Source organism: Pseudomonas sessilinigenes (assembly GCF_003850565.1).
In the GTDB taxonomy this organism is placed as follows: Bacteria; Pseudomonadota; Gammaproteobacteria; order Pseudomonadales; family Pseudomonadaceae; genus Aquipseudomonas; species Aquipseudomonas sessilinigenes.
Genome location: NZ_CP027706.1, coordinates 2,461,742 through 2,478,879, shown reverse-complemented (window position 1 = coordinate 2,478,879; position 17,138 = coordinate 2,461,742). Strand labels below are relative to the sequence as shown.

At 65.3% G+C, this 17,138-nt stretch carries 19 protein-coding genes; 9 read left to right on the top strand and 10 right to left on the bottom strand.

What is annotated here, in order from left to right; translation table 11 throughout:
* Positions 1 to 23: 23 nt before the first annotated feature.
* Positions 24 to 677, top strand: a complete 654-nt coding sequence (locus C4K39_RS11645; protein WP_124346427.1) for a suppressor of fused domain protein — start codon at positions 24 to 26, stop codon at positions 675 to 677.
* Positions 678 to 901: 224 nt separating this feature from the next.
* Complete coding sequence (gene ppnN / locus C4K39_RS11640; protein WP_068586823.1) at positions 902 to 2,275, top strand: nucleotide 5'-monophosphate nucleosidase PpnN; 1,374 nt, start codon at positions 902 to 904, stop codon at positions 2,273 to 2,275.
* A 109-nt stretch (positions 2,276 to 2,384) separates the two neighbouring features.
* On the opposite strand, the gene C4K39_RS11635 is transcribed toward ppnN, so the two are convergent.
* Entirely contained in the window at positions 2,385 to 3,377 is a 993-nt protein-coding gene (locus C4K39_RS11635; RefSeq protein ID WP_124346426.1) for a hypothetical protein, read from the bottom strand.
* Positions 3,378 to 3,545: 168 nt separating this feature from the next.
* Here C4K39_RS11635 and C4K39_RS11630 point away from each other — a divergent pair, with 168 nt between their 5' ends.
* On the top strand, positions 3,546 to 3,920 hold the full coding sequence (locus C4K39_RS11630) for a DUF2784 domain-containing protein (RefSeq protein WP_068586848.1): 375 nt from the start codon (positions 3,546 to 3,548) through the stop codon (positions 3,918 to 3,920).
* A gap of 111 nt (positions 3,921 to 4,031) precedes the next feature.
* Positions 4,032 to 4,772 (top strand): TetR/AcrR family transcriptional regulator, encoded by a 741-nt coding sequence (locus C4K39_RS11625; RefSeq protein ID WP_124346425.1) that lies wholly within the window; start codon positions 4,032 to 4,034, stop codon positions 4,770 to 4,772.
* On the opposite strand, the gene C4K39_RS11620 is transcribed toward C4K39_RS11625, so the two are convergent.
* Both C4K39_RS11620 and C4K39_RS11615 read right to left on the bottom strand, forming a co-directional pair.
* Positions 4,769 to 5,590, bottom strand: a complete 822-nt coding sequence (locus C4K39_RS11620; RefSeq protein ID WP_225926572.1) for a helix-turn-helix transcriptional regulator — start codon at positions 5,588 to 5,590, stop codon at positions 4,769 to 4,771. The genes C4K39_RS11625 and C4K39_RS11620 overlap by 4 nt on opposite strands.
* 41 nt (positions 5,591 to 5,631) lie before the next feature.
* A complete protein-coding gene (locus C4K39_RS11615; RefSeq protein ID WP_068586854.1) occupies positions 5,632 to 6,084 on the bottom strand; it encodes a GNAT family N-acetyltransferase in 453 nt (150 codons plus the stop codon).
* Positions 6,085 to 6,223: 139 nt separating this feature from the next.
* Here C4K39_RS11615 and C4K39_RS11610 point away from each other — a divergent pair, with 139 nt between their 5' ends.
* Both C4K39_RS11610 and C4K39_RS11605 read left to right on the top strand, forming a co-directional pair.
* Entirely contained in the window at positions 6,224 to 6,625 is a 402-nt protein-coding gene (locus C4K39_RS11610; protein ID WP_164487276.1) for a DUF6713 family protein, read from the top strand.
* A 14-nt stretch (positions 6,626 to 6,639) separates the two neighbouring features.
* Entirely contained in the window at positions 6,640 to 6,969 is a 330-nt protein-coding gene (locus C4K39_RS11605; protein WP_124346422.1) for a DUF2834 domain-containing protein, read from the top strand.
* A 10-nt stretch (positions 6,970 to 6,979) separates the two neighbouring features.
* Here the strand turns inward: C4K39_RS11605 and C4K39_RS11600 are convergent, their stop codons facing one another.
* The gene (locus tag C4K39_RS11600) at positions 6,980 to 8,335 is read right to left on the bottom strand and encodes an MATE family efflux transporter (RefSeq protein WP_124346421.1); all 1,356 of its coding nucleotides are present in this window, start codon (positions 8,333 to 8,335) and stop codon (positions 6,980 to 6,982) included.
* 139 nt (positions 8,336 to 8,474) lie between these two features.
* Positions 8,475 to 9,458, bottom strand: coding sequence for an acrylyl-CoA reductase (NADPH) (acuI, locus tag C4K39_RS11595; RefSeq protein ID WP_124346420.1), 984 nt, complete (start codon positions 9,456 to 9,458; stop codon positions 8,475 to 8,477).
* A gap of 202 nt (positions 9,459 to 9,660) precedes the next feature.
* Between acuI and C4K39_RS11590 the strand changes: the two genes are divergently transcribed.
* Genes C4K39_RS11590 through C4K39_RS11580 form a run of 3 tightly spaced genes read left to right on the top strand, consistent with a single transcriptional unit; the run spans position 9,661 to position 12,071 of the window.
* Positions 9,661 to 10,593 (top strand): ankyrin repeat domain-containing protein, encoded by a 933-nt coding sequence (locus tag C4K39_RS11590; protein WP_124346419.1) that lies wholly within the window; start codon positions 9,661 to 9,663, stop codon positions 10,591 to 10,593.
* A gap of 28 nt (positions 10,594 to 10,621) precedes the next feature.
* Positions 10,622 to 11,071: a DUF7832 domain-containing protein gene (locus tag C4K39_RS11585; protein ID WP_124346418.1), complete on the top strand. Its 450-nt coding sequence runs from the start codon at positions 10,622 to 10,624 to the stop codon at positions 11,069 to 11,071.
* A gap of 58 nt (positions 11,072 to 11,129) precedes the next feature.
* On the top strand, positions 11,130 to 12,071 hold the full coding sequence (locus C4K39_RS11580; protein ID WP_068586869.1) for a class I SAM-dependent methyltransferase: 942 nt from the start codon (positions 11,130 to 11,132) through the stop codon (positions 12,069 to 12,071).
* A gap of 123 nt (positions 12,072 to 12,194) precedes the next feature.
* On the opposite strand, the gene C4K39_RS11575 is transcribed toward C4K39_RS11580, so the two are convergent.
* The 5 genes from C4K39_RS11575 to C4K39_RS11555 all read right to left on the bottom strand — a co-directional run bounded on the left by C4K39_RS11575 (position 12,195) and on the right by C4K39_RS11555 (position 17,032).
* Positions 12,195 to 12,653: a GNAT family N-acetyltransferase gene (locus tag C4K39_RS11575; protein WP_124346417.1), complete on the bottom strand. Its 459-nt coding sequence runs from the start codon at positions 12,651 to 12,653 to the stop codon at positions 12,195 to 12,197.
* A gap of 138 nt (positions 12,654 to 12,791) precedes the next feature.
* The gene (locus tag C4K39_RS11570) at positions 12,792 to 13,916 is read right to left on the bottom strand and encodes an agmatine deiminase family protein (RefSeq protein WP_124346416.1); all 1,125 of its coding nucleotides are present in this window, start codon (positions 13,914 to 13,916) and stop codon (positions 12,792 to 12,794) included.
* 40 nt (positions 13,917 to 13,956) lie between these two features.
* A complete protein-coding gene (locus tag C4K39_RS11565) occupies positions 13,957 to 15,066 on the bottom strand; it encodes an extracellular solute-binding protein (RefSeq protein ID WP_124346415.1) in 1,110 nt (369 codons plus the stop codon).
* A 2-nt stretch (positions 15,067 to 15,068) separates the two neighbouring features.
* The gene (gene aguB, locus C4K39_RS11560; RefSeq protein WP_124346414.1) at positions 15,069 to 15,977 is read right to left on the bottom strand and encodes an N-carbamoylputrescine amidase; all 909 of its coding nucleotides are present in this window, start codon (positions 15,975 to 15,977) and stop codon (positions 15,069 to 15,071) included.
* Positions 15,974 to 17,032: an agmatine deiminase family protein gene (locus C4K39_RS11555; protein ID WP_068586877.1), complete on the bottom strand. Its 1,059-nt coding sequence runs from the start codon at positions 17,030 to 17,032 to the stop codon at positions 15,974 to 15,976. The genes aguB and C4K39_RS11555 overlap by 4 nt, the downstream gene beginning before the upstream one ends.
* Positions 17,033 to 17,138: the final 106 nt, after the last annotated feature.

Sequence of the window (17,138 nt, the reverse complement as noted above, 5' to 3'; positions counted from 1 at the left end):
TCTGCTTTCAAGGACGTTTCAAGATGTCGGATACTCAAGACTTTTCATGGTTCGAAGCGGCCTGGGAACAGCGCGAAGAACAGGTCTACCGGAGTTTGTTCGGTGACCTCGGCCCCGGGATCTACCCCCTGGACCCGAGCCTGTTCCGCGACGCCGAAGTCGACCCGCGCTGGCTGACCCATGGGGTCTTCGAGTCGCCCCCCAATGCCCAGCGCGACAGCTGGCTGTACGTCACCTCGGGCCTGTCCAATGCCTGGCACGCGGAGCAGCCCGAGCCGGACGGCTGGTCCGGCATGGGCCGCGAGCTGCTGCTGGAAACCCGCGAACAATCGCCATGGGCGCTGTACCTGCTGCGCCACTTCTGCGCCTACCAACTGCTGCTATCTGCCGGCCACTTCGGCGAGCGGCCGTTGCTGGACGAGTGGGACCGCATGCGCCTGGGCAACCCCATCGACGGTGCCGGCAGCCTGGTCGAGAGCGTGCTGTTCATCGCCGCGCCGGGTTTTCCCGGGACCCAGCAACTACTCTCCGGGCGTTTCGACTTCCTGCAACTGGTGGGCCTGACCGCAGCGGAACACACCTGGGCCCAGGCCGAAGGCTACCCCGAGCTGCTGCAGCGCCTGGCCCAGGCCGGTGCCTCGCCGGTGATCGATCCACGGCGCGCCAGCCTCCTGTGATGCGCCCGAAACCCGGGGGCAAGGGCACGCCTCATCATTTTTCCCGCCACGGCGGTTCGTCATGAGGTAGATTCAAGCAGCGAACACCCGTGCAGCGAGTGGCGCTGTCTTGTCCAGCCGTTGCCAACCAGGCCGCCCGAACCGGGCGATCCTGCTCACTGCCCCGCTCTTGTGCGCCACCTGCGACCGCAGGTCCGGTGGCGCCGCTTTCAGGAAATGGATGAATGCCGCAAAGACATGTGATCAATGCTTCGGTCAGCCCGAAAGGCAGCCTGGAGACCCTCTCGCAACGTGAAGTGCAGCAACTGAGCGCTGCCAGCTCCGGCAGCATCTACACGCTGTTCCGCCAGTGCGCCCTGGCCATCCTCAATACCGGCGCCCACGTCGACAACGCCAAGACCATCCTCGACGCCTACCACGATTTCGAAGTACGCATTCACCAGCAGGATCGCGGCGTGCGCCTGGAGCTGCTGAACGCCCCGGCCGATGCCTTCGTCGATGGCGAGATGATCGCCAGCACCCGGGAAATGCTGTTCAGCGCCCTGCGCGACATCGTCTACACCGCCAATGAGCTGGACAGCCAGCGCATCGACCTGGAAAGCTCCCAGGGCATCACCGACTACGTCTTCCACCTGCTGCGCAATGCCCGCACCCTGCGCCCCGGCGTAGAGCCGAAGATGGTGGTGTGCTGGGGCGGCCACTCGATCAACACCGACGAATACAAGTACACCAAGAAAGTCGGCCACGAGCTGGGCCTGCGCAAGCTGGACATCTGCACCGGTTGTGGCCCCGGCGTGATGAAGGGCCCCATGAAGGGCGCCACCATCGCCCACGCCAAGCAGCGCATGAGCAGCAGCCGCTACCTGGGGCTGACCGAGCCGGGCATCATCGCCGCCGAGGCGCCGAACCCCATCGTCAATGAACTGGTGATCCTGCCGGACATCGAGAAGCGCCTGGAGGCCTTCGTCCGGGTCGGCCACGGCATCATCATCTTCCCCGGTGGCGCCGGCACTGCCGAAGAGTTCCTGTACCTGCTGGGCATCCTGATGCACCCGGACAACCGCGACCTGCCGTTCCCGGTGATCCTCACCGGCCCCAAGAGCGCCGCTCCGTACCTGGAGCAACTCAATGCCTTCGTCCTGGCGACCCTGGGCGAGGCGGCCAGCCAGCACTACCAGGTCATCATCGACAACCCGGCCGAAGTGGCGCGGCAGATGACCGAGGGCCTGAAGACCGTCAAGCAGTTCCGCCGCGAGCGCAACGACGCCTTCCATTTCAACTGGCTGCTGAAGATCGACGAAGGCTTCCAGCATCCGTTCGATCCAACCCACGAGAACATGGCCAACCTGCAGCTCAGCCATGCCCTGCCTCCCCACGAACTGGCGGCCAACCTGCGCCGGGCGTTCTCCGGCATCGTCGCCGGTAACGTCAAGGACCAGGGCATCCGCCTGATCGAGCAGAAAGGCCCCTACAGCATCCATGGCGACCCGACGATCATGCAGCCGCTGGACCAACTGCTCAAAGCCTTCGTCGAGCAGCACCGCATGAAGCTGCCCGGCGGCGCCGCCTACGTGCCCTGCTATCGCGTGGTGAGCTGAACCCTCTGTGGTGAGGGAGCCTGCTCTCTCACCACATCCCTGGCCTGGCGACGCCATTCGAGGCGGCGCGGCTTTTCAACACGCTCGTACACATCAACCCGCCCTTCTTTCACGGCTGTGCATCACTGCCATTGGGCTCCAGCGGCGGCAACTGGCCTTCGATTTGCCGGCCCAGGTAATACACCCCCGCCATGACCCCGTGCTCAGGATCGTGCAGGTGCTTGAGCCAGGCCTGATCGAACGCGGTTCCCAAATCGCGGCGGGTCTCGGCCTGCAGGTCCGGGCGCGCATTGTCCTGCACCAGCGCCCGGACTCCGGCTACACCCACCGAAATCAGCGCTCCCGCCACCCGTCCCACGGCCGCTGCCACAGCTCCGGCCACGCCTCGCCCGGCAAACTGGGCCTGGAGTTTTTCGCTGGTCTGCTCGGCCACCCGGGGCACGCCCGATGTCGTGCTGGCCGGCTCGGCCTGCGCAGGCGGCTGGAGCTTGTGCAACAGCGCGCCATAGACCGGTAAGCGGGCGATGGGCTCCACTTGCAGTAACTGCCGAAGGGTGGCTCGCTGGCCGGGCTCGGGGCCCAGGTCGATGGCCGTGACCCGCTCCAGATGCTGGTCCAGCTGCGGTGCGGGCAATTGGTGGCGGCGGCTGGTCAACGCCACCTGCTGGCGCAGCAACTGCACATAGAATTCCATGGCTTGCGCAGTGATCTGGCTGGCATCGATCTCCAGTGCCACCGGCTCCAGGACTCGCTCCTGGTATTGCTGCTGCAAGTAACCGGCCAGGCGCCTGGAAGCCTGCTCGCTGTCGCCCCGGCTGTTGAGCGAATACCAGCCCACCTTCAGCGACAGCCATTCCTGGGTCCAGTAGCCGCTGAACCAGGGCAGGAAGTTTTCATCGGTCTGCTGGTAGACCCGGGTCCGCCAATGCTCCATGGAACCCTGGGCGTAGACTTCGGCCTGCTCGGTGGCGGAACGCGAAGCCGCCAGCAGCTCACTGTCGACCTGGAGCCAGACGGCCGGGGCCACCGCAGGTTGTACCGTCGGTTCGGGCACGCGGCTGGCGCAACCGGCCAGGATCAGCAGCGCGAGGCCAACGCCCACTGATCTTGCGTACGCACAGAGCACTGTCGGAGAGCACAAGATGGGTACCTCCTGGCAACGCAGCGTCGGGCCCGGTCTCCCGACCTTTTTGCAGTATAGGTAGCGCAACACCGGTATATTGCGCCGCCGGCGCCCCCGCCACGGATTCTCTCCCCACAAGGACTCTTCATGCTCTACCGCATTGCCGCCGACAGCCTGGTGCTGTTCCACCTGTCATTCATCGTTTTCGTCATGCTCGGCGGCCTGCTGGTGCTCCGCCACCCCCGGCTGATGCTGCTGCACCTGCCTGCGGCAGCCTGGGGCGTGGCCGTGGAAATCGGCCACCTGGAGTGCCCGTTGACCCGCTGGGAAAACCTCCTGCGCCATGCCGCCGGCCAGCAGGGTTATGAGGCCGGGTTCATCGAGCACTACCTGATCCCGCTGATCTACCCCAGCGGCCTGACTCCAGGCATCCAGCTGTGGCTGGGAGGCCTGGTGCTGCTGGTCAACGTTTCGGTCTACGGCTGCCTGGCACGCCGCTGGTGGCGCCAGCGCAGCTCCTGAACGCCCCCACGAGCGGGCCCTGGCCCAAGGCCCCTATCAGCCTTGGGCCAGGGATGACGGTTTCGCTATATACTTTTGTATATTGCGAATATCGAACCCCGGGATTGCCCCATGCCTCACCCCTCGCCCTACGCCGGCAAACCATCGCCCGCGACGACACCTGCAGCACCCCCATCGACCTCCAGCAAAGCCCCGGCAAGCCGGGAACGCCGGTCCCGCTCACGCCATCGGCAGTTGATTCTCGAGGCGGCGTGCAACGAGTTCGCCGCCAAGGGGTTCAGTGCCTGCCAGACCCTGGACATAGCGCTGCGGGCCGGGGTCCCCAAGGCCAACCTCTATTACTACTTCCATACCAAGGAAAACCTCTACGCCGAGGTCCTCGAGCCCCTGCGCGCGCCCCTGCAACAGGCGTCGTCACTGTTGTCCCGCGAGGTCGCACCGGCCACGGCCCTGGCAGCCTACATCGCTGCGCGATTGCAGATCGTCCAGGCCTACCCCTTGCGCTCGAAGATTTTCTGCAGCGAGTTGCTGCACGGTGCCCAACAGTTGCCAGAGGCCTGGCGCAACGAACTGCACGCCTGCAACCAGGATGAGATCGCCTGCCTGCGCCACTGGATGGCCCGTGGCCTGATCCAGGCCGTGGCTCCGGAACACCTGCTGCTGTTCATCGGCTCGGCGACCCAGACCTACCCCACCCTGGGCTGGCAGATCGCCCTGATCCGCGGCAAAGACGGGCCGCACGAGCAAGACATCGACGCGGTGGCCGCAACCTTGACCCGCATGGTCCTCGCTGGCGCCGTAGCGCCCCCGAGGGGTGTTGTGCGCCAACCTGGCCGGGCGCTGGCGACCTAGTCCAGGTTCGCCGCAGCCTGCTGCGCACAGGCCTGGGCCAGCGCCTGCCAGGTCGCCTCGTCGGCCGGTATCAGGTGTTCGATACGCAATGAGGCAACGGTGATGTCCTGGGGCATGCCGAAGGTGGTGAAGGTCGACAGGAAGCTCAGTTCGCCGTGAGGCCCGGCGACCCGGGTCAATAGCAATGGCGAGGCCAGGTCCGGGGCCATTGCCGACACCTCGGGACACGGCAGGCTGGCCAGCAACGCTGCCAGCCCGGGATCCTGCCCGGCCTCGCGGCTGGCCCGTTGCCAGGCCACCTGGCGGATCTCCGCGGCGTTGACCAGGCAATCGCCGAAACCACCGGGAGCCAGCAGAGCCGCCAGCAGGTTGAAACCTTCGGCAACCGCTTGTCGTGGCAGGCCCAGCCACTGGAACAACGCCTCGGTGGCGCGATTGGCCGCCAGCACCTGCCAGCCACTGTCGATGACGATCGCAGGTGCCGGATTATTCGCCTCCAGCAAATGCAGCAATGCCGTGCGTACTGGCGCCAGCCCCGGATCATTCAGGGGCAAGGCGGCATAGCGCGGCGCATAACCGGCGGCGAGAAACACCCGATTGCGCACTTCCAATGGGGTTTGCAGGTTGTCCAGCAAGCGGTGCAGCAACCCTTGGCTGGGTTGCGCACGACCGGTCTCCACGCAGCTCAGGTGGCGCTGTGAAAGACCTGCCTGCAACGCCAGGTCCAACTGGCTCAGGCGCGCTTGCTGTCGCAACTGGCGCAGCTGCAACCCCACCGGCAGGGGCTGGGCCGGGGTTTGCTCAAGATCTCGGGACACGGGTAGCACCGTCCTATGCAGGGTCATGAACAGTATCCGGTTCAACCCACCGGTTTGAAGAAGATCAGCTCCGGGTCTTGCTCGTCGAGGTTCTCGATCACCCCGCTGGGACGGAAACCAGCCTTGGCGATCATCCCGCGGGCGGCCTGGTTCGACTGGTTGGTGGAGATGAACAGACGCGGCGTGCGACAGGCTCGCTCCGCAGCCTCGAGCAAGCGCAGCGCCACCCCCTGGCGTTGCTGCCCGGGGGCCACGACCACCAGCGAGACAAAACCATGGTCGAAGAAATCATGCTGGAGCAGCAGATAACCCGCGACGCTATCACCAACCATCTCGACCCAGCCCTGGCCACACTCTACCGCCCGAGCGACCGCTTGGCCCCGGGCCGGATGGGCCTGGGCATAGAGATCGCACTGGAGCATGGCCGGCACATCGTCGGCACGGGCCGCACGGATAAGTCGGCCGGGGCCGGCAGGCAGGATCGGGTGGCTCATGGTGGTTCAGTCCTTGAAAGGGAATCGGAGGAGCAACACAGCGGATCCGCCCGCTGCTGTCTATGACCTCAGGGGTCATTGAGTGGTGACGCGCCTGCCACTTAGCCTGTTTGCCTTGGGTTGTTCAAGGAGTTTCACCGTGAAAAACATCCTCTGGATACTGGCCGTCGCCCTGTTCGCCGGCCATGAACTGGATGCCGTGGCCCAGGCCGAATGGCGCCTGCTGTACGGCCTGCGCGCGCTGGAGCCGGCACAGGGCCGAGGCTGGTTCATCGCCTTGCACGTGCCACTGTGCGCCGCCCTGATGCTACTGGCCGGGCACCGACAAGCGCGAATCCGGCGCATCAGCCGACGCTCACTGGCCGGTTTTTTCGTGGTCCACGCCGGGCTGCACTACCGCCTGCAAGAGCACCCGCTGTACCTGTTCGGCTCGCTACCGTCCCAGGTACTGATCTACGCCTGTGCCCTGGCCGGCTTCGGGTACCTGATGCTGGACCTGGGGAGTCGCCATGACCGCACTCCCGTCCCCACCCACCACTGAGCGAGAACCACACCATGCCCCGTCCCTACCCTGCACTCCTGGCCTTGCTGGCCTTCGGCGGCTACACCCTGTTCACCCTGATGCAGGCCGAGCAATCGCTGCTGCAGTTCGGCTTGCAATTGCTGTCGCGCCCGGACACCGCGCAGGTGGTGATCGACCTGTACCTGATGGCCGTCCTGGCCGGCCTGTGGATGCTGTGCGATGCCCGCGCCCGTGACCGGGCGCTAGTCTCGGTTTTGCCTTATCTGTTGCTGACCGCCGTCTTTGTCTCCATCGGCCCGTTGCTGTACCTGGTGATCACCGGTTGGCAGGACCGGCGCCAAGCCGGTGCCGCCAAGCGTTGAGCCCGGTGCCTCAAATCAGGCGCTGGATCTGCTTGTGCCGCCAGACCAGCTTGAAGTAGCTGGTCTGCAACACCAGCATCACCAGGTAGGCCACCGGAAACGCCATCCACACCCCTTGCAGGCCGAAATGCGCATCCAGCAGGTAGGCCGCCGGCAACTGCACCCCGAGGATGCAGAAGATCGAGATCGCCACCGGCATCAACACCGTGCCGCTGGCGCGCATGATGCCGCCCACCACGGCCTGGAAACCGAACACCAGCAGACTCCAGAGCATGATGTGCAACAGGTGCTCGGCCTGGGCCAGGGCCGTCGGCTCGATGATGAACAACCCCAGCAGCCAGTGGGAAACCAGATAGCCCAGCAGCACCAGGGCTCCGGTCAGGCACAGGTTGATCAGCAGCCCGGTGCGCAGGATCGGGGTGATCCGCTCCAGGCGCCCGGCGCCGATGGCCTGGGCCCCGAGGATCGAGGCGGTGATGGCGATCGACAACGCCGGGAACTGCACATAGTTGACGATCTGCGTCACCGCGCCATAAGCCGCGGTTGCCTGGGAGCCGTGGCGGTTGACCAGGGCCAGGATCACCAGCTCGGACAACGAGATCACCACCATCTGCACCCCGGTGGGCAGGCCGATGCGCAGCACCTTGGCCAGGATCGCCCGGTCCAGTCTCAACGCCGCGAACAGCGTCCGGTCGAAGGCCAGTGGATGGGTCTGGCCCCTCAGGCGCCAGACCAGAAAGCCCATGGCGATGATGTTGCTGGCCAGCCCGGCGAAGGCTGCGCTCTGGATCCCCAAGGGCGGCAAGCCCAGCCAGCCGCGGATCAGCGCCGGGGTCAAGAGCAGGCCCACCAGGGTCGAGACGATCAGCGCCAGCAACGGCGACAGGGTATCGCTGACCCCTCGCAGCAACTGGGTGAAGAGCACGAAGACCAGCAGCAATGGCAAGATCAGCATCATCACCCGGGCATAACCCACCGCGTCATCCAGCACGTCCGCCGGGGTGCCCAGGCCCTGCAACACCGGGCGAGCGAAGAGCATGCCCAGCAGCGCCCCCACCAGGCCGATCAGGGCCCCGAGCAACAGGGTGCTGCCGGCCACCGACTTGACCGTATCCAGCTCCCGGGCACCCCAGGCCTGGCCGATCAGCACCGAGGCCCCGGCCCCCAGGCCGATCACCAGGGCGATGAAGAAGAACAGGATGGGAAACATCCCCGACACCGCCGCCAGGGCCTGGGTCCCCAACAGTTGGCCGATGTAGATCCCGTTGAGGGTGCCGGAAAACGACTGCAAAAAATTCGACAGCACCATGGGCAGCAGGAAGATCAGGTACACCTGCCAGAGTGGTCGCTGGGGAGCCATGGACATGAACGTGCAACCTCGAATCAGGAACGCGAAAGAGCCATCAAAGGGCCCGGGGAGTTTGCCGACCGGGTGTTGTCCGGTTCAGCGGCTCGGCCGTGGCGCCCACTCGGATCTACCGTGGGCATACGCGGCCAGCGAGGGATCAGCGGTTCACATCGACCACGACCCGTCCACGGATCGTGCCAGCGAGCAGCTCATGGGCAACCTCGATGGCTTCGCCCAGCGCCACCTCGCGAATCATCAGCTCCAGGTGAGCGAGGTCGAGCTCGGCGGCCAATCGCTCCCAGGCATGGACCCGTTCCTGATAGGGCCGGGTCACGCTGTTGATTCCCAGGAGGCTGACCCCACGCAGGATGAACGGCGCCACCGAGGCCGGGAAGTCCATGCCCTGGGCCAGTCCGCAGGCGGCCACCAGGCCATCGGCGGCAGTGCCGGCACAGGCGTTGGCCAGGGTGTGGCTGCCCACCGAATCGATCGCCGCTACCCAGCGCTCCTTGGCCAGTGGCCGTCCCGGCTGCGACAGCTCGGCACGCTCGATCACCTGGCTGGCGCCCAGTTGCCGCAGATAGTCGGCCTCTTCCGGGCGGCCGGTGGCGGCGATGACCGAGTACCCCCGGCGCGCCAGCAGGCTGATGGCAAAGCTGCCGACACCCCCATTGGCACCCGTGACCAGCACCTCGCCCTGCCCCGGGCGCAGGCCGTTACGCTCCAGGGCGATCAGGCAGAGCATGGCGGTGTAGCCGGCCGTGCCGATGGCCATGGCCTGGCGCGCAGTGAAGGCTTGCGGCAGGTGGATCAGCCAGTCGCCCTGCACCCGGGCCTTCTGCGCCAGACCGCCCCAATGACTTTCCCCCACGCCCCAGCCATTGAGCAGCACCTGCTCGCCAGGACGGAACCTGGGGTGAGCACTGGACTCCACCGTACCTGCCAGATCGATACCCGGGACCATGGGGAATTGCCGTACCACCGGGCTCTTGCCGGTGATCGCCAGGCCATCCTTGTAGTTCAGGGTGCTGTACGCGACCCGCACGCTGACATCGCCGACGGGCAACCGGGCTTCTTCCAACTGCGTCAAATCAGCGCGGTAACCTGCGGTGTCTTTATCGATCACAATGGCGTTGAACATCCTGGACTCCAGCTTGAACAGTGGTCGGTCGGCAACGGCAAAACGCTCTGGCCCCAGCAGCACCTGGCATGGCTTGCGGGCGAAGGCGCCATCCTACTCGGGGCTCTGCGAGGCGTCCACGCTGAACCCGACATGGCAAACCCGCGTACTGCGGCGTTACCATTGCCTGGCGTCTTTTAGTTGATCGAACGGATTCCCGACCTTGTCCCACCTTCTGGAAAAAGCCGCCGCTCGCGGCGATCTCATTGCACTGACCCGCTTGCTGGATGCCGGCGCGGATATCGAATGGAAGCACAAGGGCACCGGCCGCACCGCGCTGCTGGCCGCCACCATCGCCGGGCGCCTGCCCGCCGTGGCCCTGCTGCTGCAACGCGGCGCCAACCTGCAACAACCCTGCAAGGCCCTGGGCTACAGCGCCCTGTCCTGGGCGGCCGGCAACGGCGATTGCGCCATCGCCAAGCTGCTGATCGAACACGGCGCGGCCCTGGACCAGGCTTCCCCCGACCTGCAGCGCAGCGCCTTGATGAACGCCGCCCAGGGCGGCCACGCGGAGATGGTCAGCCTGTTGCTCCAGGCCGGCGCCAACCCCCAGCACCTGGACTTCCAGCAACGCAACGCCTGGTCCCTGGCAGAAGAAAAAGGCCATGGGCGAATCATGCAGTTGCTGGCAGAAGCCGGTGCCGGGGAACAGCCTCCAGCGCAACCGTCCCCGCACCTGCCGTGGCCGGATCTGCCGGCCGATGTCCACAGCAGCGACCCGGTCACCCAGGTGCGGGCCTACACCCTGGCCCTGGAAGCCTGGGAACGGCGCGGCAAGGCCCAGGCTCGCAACGGCCTGGATCAGGATTTCTGGACCGAACCCCAACAACTGCTGGAACGCTTCTGCACCCTGCGCGACAGGGCCTATACCCGCTCATCCTATGGCTCGCCCACCACCTACTCGAAGGACAACGAACTGCTGGCCTGCCAGCGGCTCAAGCCGAACCAGGCCGAAGTGCTGATCCGCGACCCCGCTTCGCGCAGGCTGCGCTACGAGCACCGGTTCCTGGTCAAGCTGGTGGCCGGGCAATGGCGGATCGACAACGTCAAGCGCCGCCTGGCCGGCACCGAGAAATGGGAAAACACCCTTCTTTGAATCGCATGTACACAAGGACCCATGCCCGATGAAATACGACGACGCCTCCTGGCACTACGGCGGTGACTTCCCCAGCGACCTGCCACCGAGCGCCGGGGGCACCCATATCGGCCTGTTCCTGGCCTGGATGCTGCTCAACGGCTTTGCCAGCGAAGAACTTGAAGAAGATGCCGCCGAGGAACTGGCGCAGCTACGTTCGCGCAAACTCGACGGCCGTGAGTTCCTGTTCAAGATGCTCGATGAAAAACTCTACGACGAAGACTTCAACGCCGAAGGCAATGCCTTCGCTGCTGCCTACTATGCGGGAAAGGACAGCAACGGCCGCTACAGCGAGGACTATGAGCAGCTCCTGGCGCCAATCCCCGATACGATCTACCGGGTGGAGAACAGCTGGAGCAACTACGACCTGCTGGCTCCGGTGCTCGCTGGCCGGCTGGCGCAATGGCGAGCCATGGGCCGCCCGGAACACCTGGACTGAACCGCGCCGGCCGGCAATTGTGGTTAAATGCCGCCCCGAAAAATTGCTGGTCGCGCCGATGAACCCTCAAGCCCTCGCCACCCTCAACCAACACCTGCTCGATGCCCTGGCCATTGCCCCAAGGGAAACCCGACGCCTGTTCCACGGCCGTGGGCGCTGCTGGCCGGGCCTGGAGCAGGTGACCGTGGATTGGCTGCAAGGCGTGGTGCTGGTGTCGCTGTTCAAGGAAGTGCAAGCCGAGGAACTGGCGGCCTTGAAACAGCTGCTGGTGGCACTGGGCTCCACCGCACAATGGCAGGCCAGCGGCGCCACCAGCCTGATGCTGCAACACCGCTACCTGCCCGACAGCCTGGGGGAATGGCTGCTGGGCGAGCCGGTGGAGTCCTGCACCATCACCGAGGAAGGCCTGGACTACCGGGTGGACCTGGGCAGCAAGCAGAACAACGGCTTGTTCCTCGACATGCGCTACGGGCGCAACTGGGTGCGGGCCAATGCCCAAGGCCTGAGGGTGCTGAACCTGTTCGCCTACACCTGCGGTTTCTCGGTGGCGGCGATCGCCGGCGGGGCCGAGAAAGTGGTCAACCTCGACATGTCCCGGGCGGCCCTGAGCCGTGGTCGCGACAACCATCGGCTCAATGGCCACGACCTGGGCCGGGTGAGTTTCCTTGGCCATGACCTGTTCAAGTCCTGGGGCAAGGTCAAGCAAGGCGGCCCTTACGATCTGGTGATCATCGACCCGCCCTCCTTCCAGAAAGGCAGCTTTGTGTTGAGCAAGGACTACGCGCGAGTGCTGCGACGCCTGCCGGAGTTGCTGACGCCGACGGGCCGGGTGCTGGCCTGCATGAACGATCCGGCGTTCAGCGTGGAGTTCCTGCTGGACGGCATGGCCGAAGCCGCGCCAGGGCTGCATTTCGAACAGCGCCTGGACAATCCGCCGGAATTTCCCGATGCCGACGTGCAGTGCGGCCTGAAGGCCCTGGTGTTCAACCAGCCAGCGTAGCCGTGGCGACCACCGGGTCGGCCTGGCGGCGCAGCTGATCGACCGCATCGTCCTTTTTACGGCCGCTACGCGCCCGGACGCAGCCTCGCCAGCTCGGCACGAGCCGCCAGGATCGGCGAGGGCTTAGAGTGGCATCCGGTATTCGATGAACCCCGAATTGGCCGCCACCCAGTCATAGAGCTTTTGCGCGCGCTTGTTGGTGGCATGGGTGTGCCAGTACAGCCGAGCGCAATCGTGCTGGCGGGCGAAGGCCTGGACCCACTCGATCAACTGCTTGCCGGTGCCGCCCCCACGCACCTGCGGCGCCACGTAGAGGTCCTCCAGGTAGCAGAAGTCCGTGGTGGCCCAGGTCGAACGGTGCAGCACGGAGTTGACGAACCCCACCAACTCGCCACCTTGCACCGCCACCGCCGAGTACACCGGCTCCTGGGGATCGAAGAAACGCTCGAAAGTGCGTTGGCTCACCTGTTCCGAAAGGTTCACCTGGTAGAAGTCCTGGTAGGCCAGCCACAACGCCTGCCATTGTTCGCGGTCTTCAGGCCGAATCGCACGTACTGTTACCGCCTGCTGTTTTTCGCTCATCACACGCTCCTCATGAAAAACCCGCAAGACCGTGGCCTTGCGGGGGTATCGAAGAGCGCCAGCTTAGGGGCAGAACGGCCTGCCTTATCAGGCCAATTCCATATTCAAGAGCAGACCACTTTCAAGTTTCGCCCAGGCTCAGGCCGCCGGCAATTGATGGGTCACGCAATGGATGCCACCCCCACCTGCGGCAATCGCATCGATATCCAGCTGCACCACCTCGCGCCCAGGGTAGAGCTGGCTAAGCAAGTCGTGGGCCTTGGCGTCGGCCACGGGATCGCCGAACTCCGGGGCGATCACCGCGCCGTTGATCACGAAGTAATTGATGTAGCCCGCGGCGAAGTCTTCGTTGCCCCGGCTGAAACGGCTCTTGCGCGGATTCAAGGGTGGCGACAGGGTGTGTACCTTGAGCTTGCGGCCATCGGCATCGGTGGCGTTGCGCAGGATATCCAGATGCGCGCGGGTCACCGCGTAGTCGTAGGAATCCGGGTCGTTGTCGAGGTTGGCCACCACCACCCCGGGAGCCGCGAAGCGTGCATAGAAGTCGACGTGGGCATCGGTGATGTCATGCCCCTTGATCCCCGGCAGCCAGATGATCTTGCGCAGCCCCAGGCAAGCCTTGAGCTCGGCCTCGACATCGGCCTTGCTCCAGTCGGGGTTGCGATTGCGGTTGATCCAGCTGCTCTCGGTCATGATCCCGGTGCCGTGGCCATCCACCTCGATACCACCGCCCTCGCCCACCAGTTCGCTGCGCAAGTAGGTAGCGCGCGCGCCATCGGCCACCTGCCGTGCCAGGCGCGCATCCCGGGAATGGCGCTGCTTGTTGCCCCAGCCATTGAAGTTGAAGTCCACCGCGCCCAATTCACCGCGGGGGTTGAGCACGAAGTTGGCGCCGATATCGCGCATCCAGATATCGTCCAGCTCGGTGATCACATAGGTGACGTTGCGAGTGCCACACAGCTCCTCGGCCAGGTCGCGCTCATGCTCGCGGCAGAACAGGGTCAGCGGTTCATGGGCGGCAATCGCCCGGGCGATACGGCCCTGGGCCTCCTGCACATCGCCAGTGAAGTCTTCCCAGATCGCGTCCTGGGCACCGAAGGCCATGAAGGCCCGCTGGTGACGATCGCCTTCGTCGGGCATGACCCAGTCCTCCTGTTCCTGTTCTTGGGCCAAGACCCGACGGGCGCCCAGGCCCAGGGTAGTCACGGCGGCGAAACCGGCCAGCAGCGAGGCCTGTTTGATGAATGTACGTCGGGTCGACATCGGTCTTTCTCTCAAGGGGGATTGCATGAAGTGGAACGGCTCACGGTGCTTTTATCGTAGCCGTCTTGAACTGGGTCCAGATGCGCATTCGGGCCCGCATGTCGGCCTGGGGAATATCGCGCCCCGGCACCAGGCGGGCAAAGGTCGCGGCATCAGGATAGATATCCGGGTTGCCCACCATCCGTGGATCGATCTGCGGCCGTGCCTTGGCGTTGGCCGTGGGGTAGCCGGTGAAGTTGCTGATGGCCGCCATGTTCTGCGGGCGCATGACGAAGTTGATGAAAGCATAGGCGTACTCCGGGTGCCGGGCATCCTTGGGGATCGCCATGGTGTCCATCCAGACCGTGGTGCCCTCGCGCGGGATGCGGTACTGGAAATCGACCTTCTTGCCTGCCGCGTCGGCGGCGCGCTGGGCCTGGGTCACATCGCCGCTGTAGCCCAGGGACAGGCACAGGTTGCCATTGACCAGGTCGGTCACCGGCTGCGACTGGAACTTGCGGATGTAGGGGCGCAGCTTGAGCAGCAGCTCGCCAGCCGCTTGCAGGTCTGCCGGCTTGGCGCTGCGCGGATCGCGTCCCAGGTAATTGAGCGCCACCGCCAGGACTTCGTCGGGCGAGTCGATCACCGAGATCCCGCAATCGGCGAAATGCGCCGCCAGTTCCGGCTTGAACAGCAGGTCCAGGCTGTTGACCGGTGCATTGGGCAAGCGCTGGGCGATCTGCCCGGCGTTGTAGGTCAGGCCGATGGTGCCCCAGGTATAGGGCACCGTGGCCTGGCTGGCCCTGGGGTACTGCACGCGCAAGGCTTGCAGGCCGGGCTCGATGTCGTCCATCTGCGCCAGCTTGGCAGGGTCGAGGCTCTGCAGGCTGCCGGCGTGCATCAATCGCTCGGCCACGGTATCGCCGGGAAAGATCAGGTCGTAGCCGCTGCCGCCGGTCATCAGCTTGGCCTCCAGGACCTCGCTGCCTTCCATGACGTCATAGATCACCTTGATCCCGGTCTCGGCGGTAAAACGCGCCAGGGTGTCCTCGGCGAAGTAGTCGGCCCAGTTGTACAGGCGCAGGGTCTTTTCTTCAGGCGCGGCCTGGACCTGCGCAGCCATCAATGCCAGAGCCAGCGCGCCGAGGCGCAATATGCCAATGCGGTTCATGGTCATGCCTCCCGAGGGTTCCAGCGTGAGTGCAGGTGTTGGCCGTCGAGGCTCAGCAAGGGCCCGTACATTTCCGGACGACGATCACGGAAGATGCCCCAGGTCCGCCGCTCCTCGGCCATGGCCGCCAGGTCCAGCTCATGCAGGAGCATGCCGGTGGTGTCGCGATCGGACTCGGCCAGCAGCCGGCCCTTGTGGTCGCAGATGAACGAGGAACCGTAGAACTGCATGTGCAACTCTGAGTCGCTGCGGGCCACTTCTCGCCCGACGCGGTTGGCGGCCACCACCGGCAGCAGGTTAGCCGCGGCGTGCCCGCGCATGGTCATCTGCCAGTGATCCCGTGAATCCAGGTCGGTCGCGCCAGGCTCCGAGCCGATCGCCGTGGGGAACAGCAGCACCTCGGCGCCCTGCAAGGCCAGGCAACGGGCGGTTTCCGGGAACCACTGGTCCCAGCAGATGCCCACGCCCAGGCGGCCGAACGCCGTGTCCCAGACCTTGAAGCCGGTGTCGCCAGGGCTGAAGTACTCCTTCTCCTGGTAACCGATGGCGTTGGGGATGTGGGTCTTGCGGTACACCCCCAGCAGGCGTCCGTCGGCATCGGCCACGCTCAGGGAATTGAAGTAGGCAGTGCCGGCCCGCTCGAACCAGCTCAGCGGCAACACCACCCCCAGCTCCTTGGCCAGGGCGGCAAAGCGCTTGAGTATGCGGCTCTGGCCATACTCTTCGGCCAGTGCCAGGTGTCGGTGCTGCTGTTCGATGCAGAAGTACGGCGTGGCGAACAGCTCCTGCAGCAGGATCACCTGCCCGCCGCGGGCCGCGGCCTCGCGCACCAGTTGCTCGGCACGCTCGAGGTTGTCCGCCAGGTCCCAGGTACAGGGCATCTGCAACGTTGCGACGGTCAAGTTGCTCATGCCGACACCTCCAGTGGCCAGCGCGGTTGCTGCTGGGTGATGCAATGCACGCCACCACCGCCATGGGCCAGGTGGTTGATCTGCACCGGCACCACTTGCCGCCCGGGGAAGGCCTTGGCCAGGACCTGGGCCGCGACCTGATCGGCCTCGATGCCGTAGGCCGGCATGATGATCGCGCCGTTGGCGATGTAGAAGTTGGTATAGGAAGCGCAGAACACCTCGGCCTGGGTGTCCACCGCGGCAGTGGCTTCGAACAGCTCCACCAGTTCGAAGGCTCGGCCCTGGGCATCCCGGGCCAACTCCAGGGCACGGCGGTTCTCGCGCACCACTTCGGCGTACACCGAGCCTTGGTCATGGGTGGCGTCCACCAGCAGCAGGCCGGGACGGGCGAAGGCACAGACGCCATCGACATGGCCATCGGTCATGTCGCCGGTCACGTAGTCCGGATCGCCGGGCAGCCAGATGGTTTTCTTCACCCCCAGCAGGCGCTCGAAGATCTCTTCCATCTCGGCCTTGCCCAGGCCCGGGTTGCGATTGGGATTGAGCAGTACCGACTCAGTGGTGATCAGGGTGCCTTCGCCGTCCACATGGATGGCGCCGCCTTCGTTGGCCAGGTGGGTACCGAAGCAGTCCAGCCCCAGCTGGTCGAGCAGGCGCCGGGCCAGGCTGCGATCCAGCTCATGGGCCGACTTGCCACCCCAGGCATTGAAGCGCCAGCTGACACCGGCCAGCCCGTGCTGGGGATGGCAGACGAAACTCGGCCCGGAGTCGCGGCACCAGCTGTCGTCCACGGCCTGGACCACCCGCTCGACGTTGGCACCGCAGTGGCGCCGGGCGCTCTCCAGGGCCGAAGGATCGACCACCAGCTTGACCGGCTCGAAACGTGCGATGGCATTGGCCACCCGGGCGAAATCCGCCTGTACGTCGGCCAGGGTCACGCCCCAGCCCGACTCCCACAGGTCCTGGTTATGGGGCCAGACCATCCAGGTCGCCGCGTGGGGCACCCACTCGGCGGGCATCCGCCAACCGCTGTTTCGACTGTCATTGCTGTGCATGGGAATCGCGCCTCTCGATTAAGGTTTTGTTATCAGCCAACAAATACCGGTGTAACCAATGGCGCCCATGCTATGGCTTTGAAAATCCCGCAACAAACGATAGATT

Coding starts and splice junctions, on each gene's coding strand:
- C4K39_RS11645 (WP_124346427.1), top strand. CDS start 24: ATGTCGGATACTCAAGACTTTTCATGGTTCGAAGCGGCCTGGGAACAG.
- ppnN (WP_068586823.1), top strand. CDS start 902: ATGCCGCAAAGACATGTGATCAATGCTTCGGTCAGCCCGAAAGGCAGC.
- C4K39_RS11630 (WP_068586848.1), top strand. CDS start 3,546: ATGCTCTACCGCATTGCCGCCGACAGCCTGGTGCTGTTCCACCTGTCA.
- C4K39_RS11625 (WP_124346425.1), top strand. CDS start 4,032: ATGCCTCACCCCTCGCCCTACGCCGGCAAACCATCGCCCGCGACGACA.
- C4K39_RS11615 (WP_068586854.1), bottom strand. CDS start 6,084: ATGAGCCACCCGATCCTGCCTGCCGGCCCCGGCCGACTTATCCGTGCG.
- C4K39_RS11605 (WP_124346422.1), top strand. CDS start 6,640: ATGCCCCGTCCCTACCCTGCACTCCTGGCCTTGCTGGCCTTCGGCGGC.
- C4K39_RS11600 (WP_124346421.1), bottom strand. CDS start 8,335: ATGTCCATGGCTCCCCAGCGACCACTCTGGCAGGTGTACCTGATCTTC.
- acuI (WP_124346420.1), bottom strand. CDS start 9,458: ATGTTCAACGCCATTGTGATCGATAAAGACACCGCAGGTTACCGCGCT.
- C4K39_RS11585 (WP_124346418.1), top strand. CDS start 10,622: ATGAAATACGACGACGCCTCCTGGCACTACGGCGGTGACTTCCCCAGC.
- C4K39_RS11580 (WP_068586869.1), top strand. CDS start 11,130: ATGAACCCTCAAGCCCTCGCCACCCTCAACCAACACCTGCTCGATGCC.
- C4K39_RS11575 (WP_124346417.1), bottom strand. CDS start 12,653: ATGAGCGAAAAACAGCAGGCGGTAACAGTACGTGCGATTCGGCCTGAA.
- C4K39_RS11570 (WP_124346416.1), bottom strand. CDS start 13,916: ATGTCGACCCGACGTACATTCATCAAACAGGCCTCGCTGCTGGCCGGT.
- C4K39_RS11565 (WP_124346415.1), bottom strand. CDS start 15,066: ATGAACCGCATTGGCATATTGCGCCTCGGCGCGCTGGCTCTGGCATTG.
- aguB (WP_124346414.1), bottom strand. CDS start 15,977: ATGAGCAACTTGACCGTCGCAACGTTGCAGATGCCCTGTACCTGGGAC.
- C4K39_RS11555 (WP_068586877.1), bottom strand. CDS start 17,032: ATGCACAGCAATGACAGTCGAAACAGCGGTTGGCGGATGCCCGCCGAG.